This window comes from Halomonas sp. XH26 (assembly GCF_024138895.1).
Classification (GTDB): Bacteria; Pseudomonadota; Gammaproteobacteria; order Pseudomonadales; family Halomonadaceae; genus Vreelandella; species Vreelandella alkaliphila.
This window is the reverse complement of the sequence record NZ_CP071889.1, coordinates 2,337,117-2,349,267: the sequence shown is the minus strand read 5'-3', so window position 1 is coordinate 2,349,267 and position 12,151 is coordinate 2,337,117. Positions and strand designations below refer to the sequence as shown.

Annotated in this window: 14 protein-coding genes; 11 read left to right on the top strand and 3 right to left on the bottom strand. The window is 50.6% G+C overall.

Features of this window, described 5'->3' with window-relative positions:
- Window positions 1-27: 27 nt before the first annotated feature.
- Together hisG and hisD are read left to right on the top strand one after the other, a co-directional pair.
- Entirely contained in the window at window positions 28-681 is a 654-nt protein-coding gene (gene hisG / locus J4377_RS10910; protein ID WP_038485475.1) for an ATP phosphoribosyltransferase, read from the top strand.
- 13 nt (window positions 682-694) lie between these two features.
- Window positions 695-2,011, top strand: coding sequence for a histidinol dehydrogenase (gene hisD, locus J4377_RS10905; protein WP_253485526.1), 1,317 nt, complete (start codon window positions 695-697; stop codon window positions 2,009-2,011).
- 53 nt (window positions 2,012-2,064) lie between these two features.
- Here the strand turns inward: hisD and J4377_RS10900 are convergent, their stop codons facing one another.
- Complete coding sequence (locus J4377_RS10900; RefSeq protein ID WP_253485524.1) at window positions 2,065-3,309, bottom strand: Do family serine endopeptidase; 1,245 nt, start codon at window positions 3,307-3,309, stop codon at window positions 2,065-2,067.
- Between the two features lie 138 nt (window positions 3,310-3,447).
- On the opposite strand from J4377_RS10900, the gene J4377_RS10895 reads away from it, so the two are divergent.
- Window positions 3,448-4,209, top strand: coding sequence for a Nif3-like dinuclear metal center hexameric protein (locus J4377_RS10895; RefSeq protein WP_038485466.1), 762 nt, complete (start codon window positions 3,448-3,450; stop codon window positions 4,207-4,209).
- A gap of 90 nt (window positions 4,210-4,299) precedes the next feature.
- On the opposite strand, the gene J4377_RS10890 is transcribed toward J4377_RS10895, so the two are convergent.
- A complete protein-coding gene (locus tag J4377_RS10890; RefSeq protein WP_038485463.1) occupies window positions 4,300-4,746 on the bottom strand; it encodes a ZapG family protein in 447 nt (148 codons plus the stop codon).
- 232 nt (window positions 4,747-4,978) lie between these two features.
- On the opposite strand from J4377_RS10890, the gene zapE reads away from it, so the two are divergent.
- The 8 genes from zapE to J4377_RS10850 all read left to right on the top strand — a co-directional run bounded on the left by zapE (window position 4,979) and on the right by J4377_RS10850 (window position 11,378).
- Window positions 4,979-6,160 (top strand): cell division protein ZapE, encoded by a 1,182-nt coding sequence (zapE, locus tag J4377_RS10885; protein WP_038485460.1) that lies wholly within the window; start codon window positions 4,979-4,981, stop codon window positions 6,158-6,160.
- Between the two features lie 224 nt (window positions 6,161-6,384).
- Window positions 6,385-6,813 (top strand): 50S ribosomal protein L13, encoded by a 429-nt coding sequence (rplM, locus tag J4377_RS10880; RefSeq protein WP_009721993.1) that lies wholly within the window; start codon window positions 6,385-6,387, stop codon window positions 6,811-6,813.
- Between the two features lie 13 nt (window positions 6,814-6,826).
- Window positions 6,827-7,216, top strand: a complete 390-nt coding sequence (rpsI, locus tag J4377_RS10875; RefSeq protein WP_038485457.1) for a 30S ribosomal protein S9 — start codon at window positions 6,827-6,829, stop codon at window positions 7,214-7,216.
- A gap of 208 nt (window positions 7,217-7,424) precedes the next feature.
- Window positions 7,425-8,024: a ubiquinol-cytochrome c reductase iron-sulfur subunit gene (gene petA, locus J4377_RS10870; protein WP_038485454.1), complete on the top strand. Its 600-nt coding sequence runs from the start codon at window positions 7,425-7,427 to the stop codon at window positions 8,022-8,024.
- The gene (locus J4377_RS10865) at window positions 8,024-9,283 is read left to right on the top strand and encodes a cytochrome bc complex cytochrome b subunit (protein WP_038485451.1); all 1,260 of its coding nucleotides are present in this window, start codon (window positions 8,024-8,026) and stop codon (window positions 9,281-9,283) included. The genes petA and J4377_RS10865 overlap by 1 nt, the downstream gene beginning before the upstream one ends.
- Window positions 9,283-10,050: a cytochrome c1 gene (locus tag J4377_RS10860; protein WP_038485448.1), complete on the top strand. Its 768-nt coding sequence runs from the start codon at window positions 9,283-9,285 to the stop codon at window positions 10,048-10,050. The genes J4377_RS10865 and J4377_RS10860 overlap by 1 nt, the downstream gene beginning before the upstream one ends.
- 150 nt (window positions 10,051-10,200) lie before the next feature.
- On the top strand, window positions 10,201-10,827 hold the full coding sequence (gene sspA, locus J4377_RS10855) for a stringent starvation protein SspA (RefSeq protein WP_038485445.1): 627 nt from the start codon (window positions 10,201-10,203) through the stop codon (window positions 10,825-10,827).
- Between the two features lie 62 nt (window positions 10,828-10,889).
- Window positions 10,890-11,378, top strand: a complete 489-nt coding sequence (locus J4377_RS10850) for a ClpXP protease specificity-enhancing factor (protein ID WP_253485522.1) — start codon at window positions 10,890-10,892, stop codon at window positions 11,376-11,378.
- 130 nt (window positions 11,379-11,508) lie between these two features.
- Here J4377_RS10850 and J4377_RS10845 read toward each other — a convergent pair whose 3' ends face one another.
- Window positions 11,509-12,081, bottom strand: a complete 573-nt coding sequence (locus J4377_RS10845) for a BON domain-containing protein (RefSeq protein WP_038485439.1) — start codon at window positions 12,079-12,081, stop codon at window positions 11,509-11,511.
- Window positions 12,082-12,151: the final 70 nt, after the last annotated feature.

Genomic DNA, 12,151 nt, shown 5'->3' with positions numbered 1-12,151 from the left:
CCATGTTATTAACCATTGGCCTAAATAATGAGTAAGCAACTGATTTTGGCCCTTTCAAAAGGGCGTATTCTGGACGAAACGCTGCCGCTGTTGGCAGATGCGGGAATTACCCCGGCAGAAGATTTGGGTAAAAGCCGTAAGCTGTTGTTTGATACTAATTTGCCAGATGTAAAGTTGGTGATTATACGGGCAACCGATGTGCCGACCTATGTGCAGCTGGGTGCCGCAGATGTAGGCATTGCGGGTAAAGACGTTCTGCTTGAACATGGGGCTGAAGGTCTATACGAGCCCCTAGACTTGGATATCGCTCGTTGCAAGCTGATGACTGCTGGTGTGACAGGTCAGTTGCCTGCTGAAGCGCGTCGTCGTGTAGCTACTAAGTTTGTAAACGTAGCGAGGCGTTACTATGCAGAGCAGGGTATTCAAGCCGAAGTGATCAAACTCTACGGGGCGATGGAACTTGCTCCGCTGATGAATTTGGCCGATGAAATTGTTGATATCGTGGATACCGGCAATACGCTACGCGCCAATGGCATGGAGCCTCGTGAGCTCATTGCCCATATCAGCACTCGCCTGGTGGTTAATAAAGCCGCCATGACTATGAAGCATGACCGTATTAAGCCATTGTTAGCCCGCCTGGAAAGTGCGGTTAAAAAGCGTCAGACTCAGCCTATTGAATGACACGAGGTTTACCATGAGCGATAAGTCCACAGCCACCATTGCCCGTCTCTCGACTGTTGATGGGGCATTCCATCAGCATTTAGATGCGCTGCTGGATTGGGAAGGGGTGTCTGATAAGGCAGTACAGGCTCGTGTTGAAGAGATATTGGCAGATGTTAAACGGCGAGGTGACAGTGCGGTGGTTGAGGCGACAAATCGCTTTGACCGCCTGTCAGTCGAGAGTATGGAGCAGCTACGCCTATCTCCTGAGCAACTGAAAAAGGCCTTTGATGGTTTGCCTGCTGAGCAGCGTAATGCGCTGTCAGCCGCCGCTGAGCGTATTAAGCGTTATCATGAGCGCCAGAAGCCAAGCTCGTGGCAATACGAAGAGGCTGATGGAACGGTGCTGGGCCAAAAGGTCACCCCGCTGGACCGCGCAGGTATTTATGTGCCAGGCGGGAAAGCCGCTTATCCTTCATCGGTATTGATGAATGCTATCCCTGCCCATGTGGCTGGTGTGCGCGAGATTGTGATGGTTGTGCCGACTCCGGACGGTGTGTTGAATGATCTTGTGCTGGCAGCTGCGCATCTGGCGGGCGTCGATTATGTGTTCACGATTGGTGGCGCACAGGCGGTCGCAGCGCTTGCCTATGGCACGGAAAGCGTTCCGCGGGTAGATAAAATCGTAGGGCCTGGAAATATCTACGTGGCGACTGCTAAGCGCACGGTATTTGGTCAGGTTGGTATTGATATGATTGCCGGCCCCTCTGAAATCATGGTGGTGTCTGACGGCCAGACAGACCCAGATTGGCTGGCGATGGACTTGTTTTCCCAGGCTGAGCACGACGAGGATGCCCAGGCGATTTTTGTTAGTTGGAACGCTGCGCATCTCGAAGCCGTAGAGGCTGCAATCGAACGATTATTGCCGACACTTGAGCGTGAAGATATTGCCCGTGCTTCGCTGCAGCGTCGTGGAGCATTAATCCTATGTCAAGATCAAGCCGAAGCCATTGAATTGATCAACCGTATTGCACCGGAACACCTTGAGCTTTCTGTAGAGGCGCCTGGTGGCTGGCTTGATGAAGTGCGTCACGCTGGGGCTATCTTCATGGGGCGGCATACTTCGGAAGCTCTGGGTGACTATTGTGCAGGGCCGAATCATGTGCTGCCCACGTCTGGAACAGCCCGTTTTTCATCGCCACTGGGGGTGTATGATTTCCAGAAACGCTCCTCCATTATTCAGTGCTCGCCTGGTGGTGCGTCTGAGCTTGGTAAAATAGCCTCTGTACTTGCCCGGGGCGAATCACTGACGGCCCATGCTCGTTCAGCGGAGTATCGTATTAACGATTGAGTCTTGTTTGAAAAAACGCCGTCTGAACAAGCGTCGATAACCATCAGAGCGACTTACGAGTCGCTCTGATGCTCTCCTGATGTGGCATTAATGGGTACCGGCCGTTCACCTACTTCCAGTGTCATGTCCATGCGCTCACCGCTTCGTACGACCGTCAGCGGTAGTTTTGTGCCGGGTGGAATGGAGGCAATCGCGCTCATTGTTACCCGAGCATCCAAAATCACTTGACCGTCAATAGACAGCAGAACATCGCCGGGCTGTAAGCCTGCTTTAGCGGCAGGCCCGTCTTTCACGACGCCAGCGACGATCACGCCTTGAGGGGTTCTTAGCCCAAACGATGCGGCCAGCTCGCGGGAGAGTGCTTGTGCTTCTATGCCAAGCCAGCCGCGTATGACGCGACCGCGGGTAACCAGTTCATTCAAGATGCTGTGGGCAAGGTTGGCTGGAATCGCGAAACCAATTCCTTGTGATCCCCCTGACCGTGAGAAAATAGCCGTATTAATGCCTACTAAGGCGCCGTCAGGGTTGACTAATGCGCCCCCGGAATTGCCTGGATTTATCGCGGCGTCGGTTTGAATGAAGTCCTCGTAGGCATTTAAACCTAAGTGGCTGCGCCCCGTTGCGCTAATAATGCCCATGGTAACGGTTTGCCCAACACCGAAAGGATTGCCGATAGCGAGTGCTACATCACCCACGGCTACCTGTTCTGAGTCAGCAAGTTCGATCACTGGCAAGTCATCAAGGGTAATGCGTAATACGGCAAGGTCGCTTTCTGGGTCAGTGCCAATTACCTCGGCAAGTGTTTCCCGACCATCGCGAAGTGCTACCTGTATTTGATCGGCGCCATTAATGACATGGTGATTGGTTAGCACGTAGCCGTCATGGCTGACGATAACGCCAGAACCCAGGCTCGACAGCATTCGCTGATGAGTGGTTGCATCGTCGCCGCTGAAGAACTGCTGGAAAAAAGGATCAGACATTAATGGATGCTGATCGCGTTCAACAATGCGTGATGAATAGATATTGACGACGGCTGGCGCCGCTTGATTAACGGCGTTGGAGTAGCTTGCAGGCCCTTGGTTGCGGTTGAGCGGTTCTGCTTGGCGAATCTCAGGAGCAGGTCGATTGGCTGCCGACTCTCCGCTAGTAGGCACCAGCGAAGAGGGGGGTTCGACCGTTGCGGGTGGCGTTTGCCGAAACGGATTGGGCAAATACTCTGGGAAAGCAAGTAGCACCAAGGCAGCGAGCAATAACCCGGTGATAATTGGCCATATATAGGGCAGCACAGAGCGGTGCATGCGAAATTTCCTCAGCGGGTGATAGTCTAAATGTTCGTGAGGTTCGCGATAACGCGAAGCGAGATTTACAATAGTTCCATCGTAACACTTTATTGAGATGTTCCTCACGATAGCCTGTTAATCGGTTAAGGAGTCAGTGTGATCCATCGCGACCAACTAGTTGCTGCTTGCGACCATCAATTGCGGTCATCGCAATTTAAAGATTTTACCGTTAACGGCCTTCAGGTGGAGGGGCGTGACACTGTAACGCGGGTGATGTCAGGGGTGACGGCATGTCAGGCGTTATTGGAGGAGGCGGTCGCTTGGCGAGCGGACATGGTGTTAGTGCACCATGGTTATTTCTGGAAAAATGAACCGGTAGCTATTACCGGCATGAAGCAGAAACGTATTAAAACACTGTTGGATAACGAAATGAGCTTGCTTGCTTACCACTTGCCATTAGATGCGCATGCAGCGTTTGGCAACAATGCCGAGCTGGCCAAGCGTCTGGGGTGGAAGGTCGAGGGATGCATTGATGGTGAGCTTGGCGAAGGGTTGTTGTGGTCCGGCCGGTTGGCTGAGCCGCTAAGCGTTGCTGAGCTGGGCGGTCAATTGGCTGCAGTGCTCCATCGAGCGCCTTTAGTGGTCGAGTCGCCTTTAGTTGGCTCTGTGGAGCGGGTCGCATGGTGCACTGGAGGTGCTCAAGACATGATTACGGCGGCTTACGATGCAGGGGCGCAAGTTTTCGTGTCTGGGGAAATATCAGAGCGCACGACGCACTTGGCTAGAGAAATGGGTATTCATTACATCGCGGCTGGTCATCATGCGACTGAACGTTTTGGTGTTCAGGCGCTGGGTGAGTGGTTGGCGAGTGAGTATGGTATAGAGCACCGATTTGTCGATATCGATAATCCCGCCTAGCGCTAACTTGTGCAAAGCATCCGCATCGGTTGGCTATGCGGATGCTATTTGTCATGCAGGTGCTTTAAAAGCAATTAGCCTTGCTGTTTCTTAATAACGAGGAGGTTGAGGTGTGGCTGTGTCATGCTCATTCAAACTGCTCTTCAAGCCAAAGTCTTCAGATAGCGTACCGCTTTTGCCATCTGCATAATCACGCGGAGTGTTAACATCACCTTCGTCCTCTGTGTTAGGCGCGAGTTTGTTTGTGGAAGGTGTAATGGCCGTTTCCAGTCTCCATTCAGCAGCTTCGCTGTCTATTTGCTGTTCTAGCCGATCAGCTTCCTGGCGAATATTAATGATGTGCTGCTGGATGCCGGTGAGGTGGCTTCCCATGCCTTTCTTAAGCTCGGCTATTTGATGTTCACGCTCAAGTAAAGCCTGCTTTAATGTGGCGTGGTCACGTTGGCTTTTGCTGAACAGGCGATAACACGCTAAGCCGATAACAAATCCAATAACGAGACCGATAATCGCAAAAGTGAATGGCGAGCTTGCTTCCACAGTATTCTCCCTAGAGATGATGCACGCCACCAAGCGCATGGCGGGGTTTGACAAATAGTTTAACAAACAGCTTAACAAAGCGTGACCATTATAGGCGCGTATCCGTCGGTTGGGTCAATCCGCTCATGCGCTTAGTTATTATGCAGCGTATAATATTCCTTTTTTATTAGGGCAGGCTGTGTTCTTACAACGTCACAGTTTCGTTCACGATGTGTGCTGTGGGAGCGAGTTGATGTCATCATTATCTGCACGTCAAGACAGTGAGCAGGCGAGCCGATTAACGCCTTTTGCGCGGTATCAGGAAGACTTAAAGCGTGACGATTTCCAGTACGACCCTGCTCAAGAGCAGGCGGTTAAGCATCTTCAGCGCCTTTATGATGAGTTATTAGCCATACCCGCTAGTGCTCCTAAAACTGTAGTTGCTAACAAAGGGTTAAAAGCAAAAGTTGCCGGGCTGCTGGGTAAAAAGGTCAGTGCCGGCGGGCCAGTGCTGCCTGAGGTTAAGGGGCTCTACTTTTGGGGAGGCGTGGGGCGTGGGAAAACGTATCTAGTTGATACTTTCTACGAGGCGCTGCCGTTCCCTGAAAAAATGCGCACCCATTTTCATCGCTTTATGCAGCGTGTCCACAATGAGTTGACTCACTATAAGGGCGAAAAGAACCCTTTGACGCTGATTGCTGGCAAGTTTGCTGCTGAGGCGCGCGTCATCTGCTTTGATGAGTTTTTTGTCAAAGACATTACCGATGCAATGATCTTGGCAAATTTGCTTGAGGCATTGTTTGAGCGTGGCGTGGTGTTGGTGGCGACATCCAATATAGTGCCGAACGACCTTTATAAAGATGGGTTGCAGCGTGCACGGTTTGTTCCCGCCATTGAGCTAGTGAATCGCCACTGCGAGGTCGTCAATGTCGATTCTGGTGTTGACTACCGTTTGCGTGCCTTGGAGCGGGCTGAGATTTTTCATGCACCGCTTGATAAAGCGGCCGAGCAGGAGCTAAGCAGAAGCTTCAGAGAAATAGCCGGTCATGAAGGTGAGGAGGGGGCGCCTCTTGAGATTAATCATCGCGTTTTAAAGACGCGCCGACTCCACGACGATGTGGCATGGTTTGAATTTGTCGAACTCTGTGATGGGCCGCGTAGCCAGAATGATTACATTGAGCTTGCCAGAGAATTTCATACAGTTTTGGTATCTAACGTCACTCAGATGAATGTTAAAACAGACGATCAGGCTCGCCGCTTTATTAATATGGTTGACGAGTTTTATGATCGCGGGGTTAAGCTGTTGATGTCAGCAGAGGTGCCAGTTGAAGCGCTGTATCGCGATGGTAAGCTGACCTTTGAATTTCAGCGGACGCTGTCGCGTCTGCAGGAAATGCAGTCTAAAGAGTATCTGGCGCTACCCCATAAGCCCTAGTATCGGGTGCTCCGATAAGTACGCTGCAAGCAAGAATAATATCAATAAGAGCGATATCAATAAAAAAGAGTGGCGGTACTTAACTTGCGGTGATACTTGCTGTAGAATGCCGCCTCGCTGCATGTTGCTGGTTTTTTCTGGCAACCAAAAAAAATAGGGATGGTGCTTCATCGCTTACGTAGCGGTGTAAGCTACCCAACACACTTAATCTGGTGATTTTATCCATGAAGACGTTCAGTGCTAAGCCGCAGTCCGTCCAGCGCGACTGGTACGTAGTCGACGCTACGGACAAAACGCTCGGTCGTCTGGCAACCGAGATTGCTCGCCGCCTGCGTGGCAAGCATAAGCCCGAATTTACTCCTCACGTTGATACTGGCGATTACATTGTTGTTATCAACGCTGAAAAAGTCCACGTAACCGGCAACAAGGCGAAGGCTAAAACCTACTATCGCCACACTGGTTACCCGGGCGGTTTGCGCTCTATGACATTCGACAAAATGCTTGATCATGCCCCTGAGCGCATTATTGAGTCTGCCGTTAAAGGCATGTTGCCGAAAGGTCCTTTGGGTCGCGCCATGTACTCAAAATTAAAAGTGTACGCCGGTGCCGAGCATCCGCATGCTGCCCAACAGCCGCTTGAACTGAACATCTGAGGAAATCTTCGCCATGACACAGCAGTATTACGGTACCGGGCGCCGCAAGACTTCCACCGCTCGCGTGTTTATGAAGCCGGGCTCTGGCAAAATTACCGTCAACGATAAAGATCTTGACCTTTATTTTGGTCGTGTAACTGGTCGTATGGTTGTTCGTCAGCCGCTTGAGTTGACTGAGACGCTAAATCAGTTTGACATATTTGTCACTGTTGCTGGCGGTGGTGGTTCCTCTCAAGCAGGTGCCATTCGTCACGGTATTACTCGCGCCCTGATGAACTACAATGAAGATCTGCGTCCAACGTTGCGCGCCGCTGGTTATGTAACCCGCGATGCTCGTCAAGTTGAGCGTAAGAAAGTCGGTCTGCGTAAAGCACGTCGTCGTCCGCAGTTCTCTAAGCGTTAATTTTACGCTATGCGGCAAAAGCGCCCAGGTCAAAGACCTGGGCGCTTTTTATTGGAATATCAAAAAATTATAACGCTTATACCACCATGGTCACGGGCGGTTGTTCTTGTGCAGAGCGCTTTGTTTTTTTAACATAGAGCGTATTTGATATTCGTCGTCGCAAGACGCCTTTGCGGCGGAACGGGTAAGCTGATGGGAGAAACCAGAAATGGCAGATAACGGCGTAAACAAAGGTCGGCGCCGTTTCCTTGTAGGCGCCACCTCCGTTGTGGGGGCGGTGGGCGCTGTCGGGGTTGCGGTCCCCTTTGTGGCTTCTTGGCAGCCTAGTGCCAAGGCAAGAGCGGCAGGTGCGCCTGTTCAAGCTGATATATCGAAGCTTGAGCCTGGGCAGCGTATGACCGTTGAGTGGCGTGGTCGGCCGATTTGGATTATTAATCGTACGCCGGAAATGATTGAGCGAACGGAAGCGTTAGGTGCCGACAGTTTAGCGGATCCTAATTCGGAGGTGCCGCAGCAGCCAGCGTATATCCAGGGTGACTTGCGCTCTATCAAGCCAGAAATAGGCGTATTGATTGGTATCTGTACGCATTTGGGTTGTTCGCCCCTGTTCCGGCCTGAGCCGAATGCTGAAGGGGTGGGGGTTGATAATTGGCCGGGTGGTTTCTTCTGCCCATGTCATGGCTCTCGCTTTGACTTGGCCGGTCGCGTGTTCAGTAATGTACCTGCGCCGACTAATCTTGAGGTTCCACCCTACCGCTTTGAAAATGATGACATTATTGTCATCGGCGAAGATGAGGAGGCTGCCTAATGGGTAATCCGAATAAAGCCAAGGCGGAAAAGGGCCTCATGCGTTGGGTAGACGATCGCTTCCCTGCTACTCAGATGTGGCAAGAGCATCTTTCCAAATATTACGCGCCTAAAAACTTCAACTTTTGGTATTTCTTTGGCTCATTAGCGCTGTTGGCGTTGGTTAACCAAATCTTGACCGGGGTTTGGTTAACCATGAGCTTTAACCCCTCTGCTGAAGGTGCATTCGATTCTGTCGAATACATTATGCGTGATGTGGAGTGGGGGTGGTTGATTCGCTATATGCACACCACCGGCGCTTCTGCCTTCTTTCTTGTCGTCTATCTGCATATGTTCCGTGGTCTCTTGTATGGTTCCTACAAAGCGCCTCGCGAATTAGTGTGGGTGTTTGGTATGACTATTTATCTGGTGCTAATGGCAGAAGCCTTTATGGGCTATTTGTTGCCATGGGGTCAGATGTCTTACTGGGGTGCTCAGGTTATTATTTCGCTGTTCTCCGCGATTCCTGGCATTGGTCCCGATCTGGCTCAGTGGGTGCGTGGTGACTTCCTGATTTCAGGCATTACCCTCAACCGTTTCTTTGCACTGCATGTGGTTGCTTTGCCAATTGTTATTTTAGCGCTCGTCGTGCTGCATATTATTGCGCTGCATGAAGTGGGTTCAAATAACCCTGATGGTATTGATATTAAGCAGAAGAAAGATGAGGCGGGCGTGCCGTTAGATGGAATTCCCTTCCATCCTTACTACACGGTAAAAGACTTGGTGGGTGTTGCGGTATTCCTGTTCGTTTTCTGTGTGGTGGTGTTCTACTTCCCAGAAGGCGGCGGCTACTTTATTGAAAAGCCAAACTTTGATCAAGCTAACCCGCTACAAACACCTGATCATATCGCGCCCGTTTGGTATATGACGCCTTTCTATGCCATTCTTCGCGCCATTACTTTCTCGGTGTTCGGCTTAGACGCCAAGTTCCTTGGTGTTATATTCATGGGGGCTGCAATTGCGATATTGTTTGTCCTTCCATGGCTGGATCGTAGTCCGGTACGCTCAATGCGTTATAAAGGCTGGATGTCGAAAACCATGTTGACGCTGTTTGCTATCAGCTTTGTCATCCTTGGTGTTTTGGGTGTGTTGCCATCGACAGAGGGCAGGACGCTACTAGCCCAGGCGTGCACCGTGATTTATTTCGCCTTCTTTGTCTTGATGCCGTTCTACACCAAGCTGGAGAAGACTAAACCCGTTCCGGAAAGGGTGACTGGCTAATGAAAAAGTATCTTTTTGGACTCCTTTTCGCCTTAGTGCCAGTAACTGCGATGGCTGCCGGTGGTGCGAGTGTCCCGCACTCGATGGATCCTGATCTGCATGATCAAGCCTCGCTGCAAAATGGCATGAAGCTCTATGTTAACTACTGCATGGGCTGCCATTCGCTTAAGTATCAACGCTTTGCTCGTGCGGCTGAAGATCTGGGGATGCCCCAGGATTTGGTTGAAGAAAATCTGATTTTCTCCTCTGATCTGGCGTTTAATGATCAGATGCATATTGCAATGAATAGTGGCGATGCTGAATCTTGGTTTGGTGCTCCGCCGCCCGATCTATCGCTAAAAACGCGTGTGCGTGGAACGGATTGGATCTACTCCTATCTGCTTGGCTTCTACAAAGATCCGAGCCGCCCCACTGGTGTTAACAACACGGTATTTGATCTGGTTGCGATGCCTAACGTGCTGGAGCCTCTGCAGGGCGTACAAGAGCTGGTGTGCTCAGAAACTGATCATCCGGTGGCGGGTCAGTCACCCGATCCTTTGTCGGGTAAGTACCAGTCTTGTGATGTGCTGCAGGTGACCCAGCCAGGTTCCATGGAGCCTGCTGAGTTTGAGGAAGCGATGTATGATCTTACTAACTTCCTAGCTTATGTGGGCGAACCCTCAAAGCTTCAAGCTCAGGCGCTGGCACCTAAAGTGCTGATCTTCATTTTCATTTTTGGTGTGATTGCCTACTTGCTTAAGCGTGAGTACTGGCGAGATGTTCACTAATAATTAAGTGATGAATGGCATGTCGGGCGCACGGCGGAAGCCGTGCGCCCTTTGTTTATTTAGTCAGTCGTAATGCAAAGCGGGTTACCATCCCATAAGCTAGCGCTGGCGTGTTATTATCAAAGATTGTTTTGATGCGAGGATGCTTTCATGGGTGTTGTGGCCAAGCGGTCGTCGATGATCTTTTACTCTGGTAATGATGATCATTTTAGTCATCGTGTGCGCATTGTTCTGGCTGAAAAGGGGGTGGCGGTTGATATCGTTGATGTCAGCGACGAGCGTCCACCTGAAGAGTTAGCAGACCTCAACCCGTACAACAGCGTGCCTACGCTGCTAGATCGTGACTTAGTGCTTTATGAATCTAAGGTCATGATGGAGTATCTGGATGAGCGTTTCCCTCATCCTCCTCTGCTGCCTGTTTATCCGGTGGCGCGGGCGCAAAGCCGTTTGTGGATGCATCGTATTGAGCGCGAGTGGTGCCCAATGCTGGAGCAAATACGCACCGGTGGTAAAAAAGAAGCGGAAAAGGCGCGTAAAGAACTGCGCGAAAGCCTCATTGGGATTTCGCCTATCTTTGAAGATATGCCTTACTTTATGAGTGAGGAGTTTACGCTTGTAGACTGCTGTTTAGCGCCGATTTTATGGCGTTTGCCTGATCTGAATATCGAATTGCCTGAAAAGCAGGTAAAGCCTCTGTTGGGCTATATGTCGCGGGTATTCGAACGCGAAGCGTTTAAAGCATCTTTAAACGAGCGTGAAAAAGAGATGCGCGCTTGAATTCATGCTGCCTCTTCTCCTTAATCGGGTAAGGGGCATATTTGTCAGGAGGAGGGAGTCTTATGAAATCGAGCCGTCCCTATCTCGCCCGAGCTCTCTATGAGTGGTTGTTGGATAATGAGTTAACGCCTTATGTGGTGGTTGATGCTACGCAGCCAGGCGTGGAAGTACCGCGGCAGTTTGTTCAAAATGGACAAATTGTGTTGAATGTAGCGCCGACCGCTGTGCGTGACCTGTTTATGGAAAATCAGGCCATGGGGTTTAACGCTCGCTTTGGTGGCCAGCCTATGCAGGTAATGATTCCTACGCCTGCGCTTATCGCGATCTACGCTCGTGAAAATGGTGCTGGTATGGTGTTTGGGCATGAGCCAGAGCTGGATGCGGCAGAGTTTGATGATGCCGAATTAGATGGCGATTTTTCAGACGCTTTTGATGAATCGTCCAAGCCTGAGTTAACGGTAACAGAGCCTGTCCCTGAAAAAGAGGGTGACGTTTCTGCACTATCGACTAAAAAGGCTAAGAAAAAGCCGACGCTACGCGTGGTTAAGTAGCGTGGTTTTTAGCTAAGTGGTTAACTTATGCTCTTGAGCGACGGTTTTTCTTAGTAAAGCAGTTGGTGAATAAAAAACCTCGTCTCGGTGAAAAGCCGAGGACGAGGTTTTTTTATGACAGTGTGTTTAATCAATCGATATAGTCAAAGACTTTAACGATTCGCTGAATGCCGCCAACCGCGGATACCGCGTTAGCAATTCGGTTACCTTCATCTCGAGTCACCATGCCCATCAGATACACAGTCGCGTTTTCGGTGGTGACTTTCAGTTTTGATGAGTCGATGCGATCATTGGTGGCGAGTTGGCTCATCACATTGGTGGTTAGCCAGGTATCGTTTAGGCGTTGGCTAGCGGGTAGGTTTGCAGCAATACTGAGTTCGTTGTGTACTTGGTCTACGCCTCGTAGAGAGCTGGCGACTTCACCTGCTTTATTGCGTAGTTCCTCGCTAGGTACTTGCCCTACCAGAAGTAGTGAGCCGTTATAGCTATGCGCCCTGATGCGTGCATCCCTTAAGCGGGCATCTGAGCGTTCCAGCGCACGTGGTGCTTCACGTTCAATAGTTGTGTCAATGGCTTCAACATCACTGCTGCGCTGACCATAATTGGAAGGGTTAGATGCTGCGTTATTTGCACATCCAGTAAGTAAAATAACGCTCAGTGTCACAACGGCAGTCAGTTTGTATAAAGAATAGCGTAGGACCATGGCGATGACTCCTTTCAAAATGTAAAGTCAGTAGGTGTTAATCTACCCGTTTGATTGTGTCTGTGCAGTT

Excerpts from the sequence above, each read along its gene's own strand:
- hisG (WP_038485475.1), top strand. The coding sequence starts at position 28 with ATGAGTAAGCAACTGATTTTGGCCCTTTCAAAAGGGCGTATTCTGGAC.
- hisD (WP_253485526.1), top strand. The coding sequence starts at position 695 with ATGAGCGATAAGTCCACAGCCACCATTGCCCGTCTCTCGACTGTTGAT.
- J4377_RS10900 (WP_253485524.1), bottom strand. The coding sequence starts at position 3,309 with ATGCACCGCTCTGTGCTGCCCTATATATGGCCAATTATCACCGGGTTA.
- zapE (WP_038485460.1), top strand. The coding sequence starts at position 4,979 with ATGTCATCATTATCTGCACGTCAAGACAGTGAGCAGGCGAGCCGATTA.
- rplM (WP_009721993.1), top strand. The coding sequence starts at position 6,385 with ATGAAGACGTTCAGTGCTAAGCCGCAGTCCGTCCAGCGCGACTGGTAC.
- rpsI (WP_038485457.1), top strand. The coding sequence starts at position 6,827 with ATGACACAGCAGTATTACGGTACCGGGCGCCGCAAGACTTCCACCGCT.
- petA (WP_038485454.1), top strand. The coding sequence starts at position 7,425 with ATGGCAGATAACGGCGTAAACAAAGGTCGGCGCCGTTTCCTTGTAGGC.
- J4377_RS10865 (WP_038485451.1), top strand. The coding sequence starts at position 8,024 with ATGGGTAATCCGAATAAAGCCAAGGCGGAAAAGGGCCTCATGCGTTGG.
- J4377_RS10860 (WP_038485448.1), top strand. The coding sequence starts at position 9,283 with ATGAAAAAGTATCTTTTTGGACTCCTTTTCGCCTTAGTGCCAGTAACT.
- sspA (WP_038485445.1), top strand. The coding sequence starts at position 10,201 with ATGGGTGTTGTGGCCAAGCGGTCGTCGATGATCTTTTACTCTGGTAAT.
- J4377_RS10850 (WP_253485522.1), top strand. The coding sequence starts at position 10,890 with ATGAAATCGAGCCGTCCCTATCTCGCCCGAGCTCTCTATGAGTGGTTG.
- J4377_RS10845 (WP_038485439.1), bottom strand. The coding sequence starts at position 12,081 with ATGGTCCTACGCTATTCTTTATACAAACTGACTGCCGTTGTGACACTG.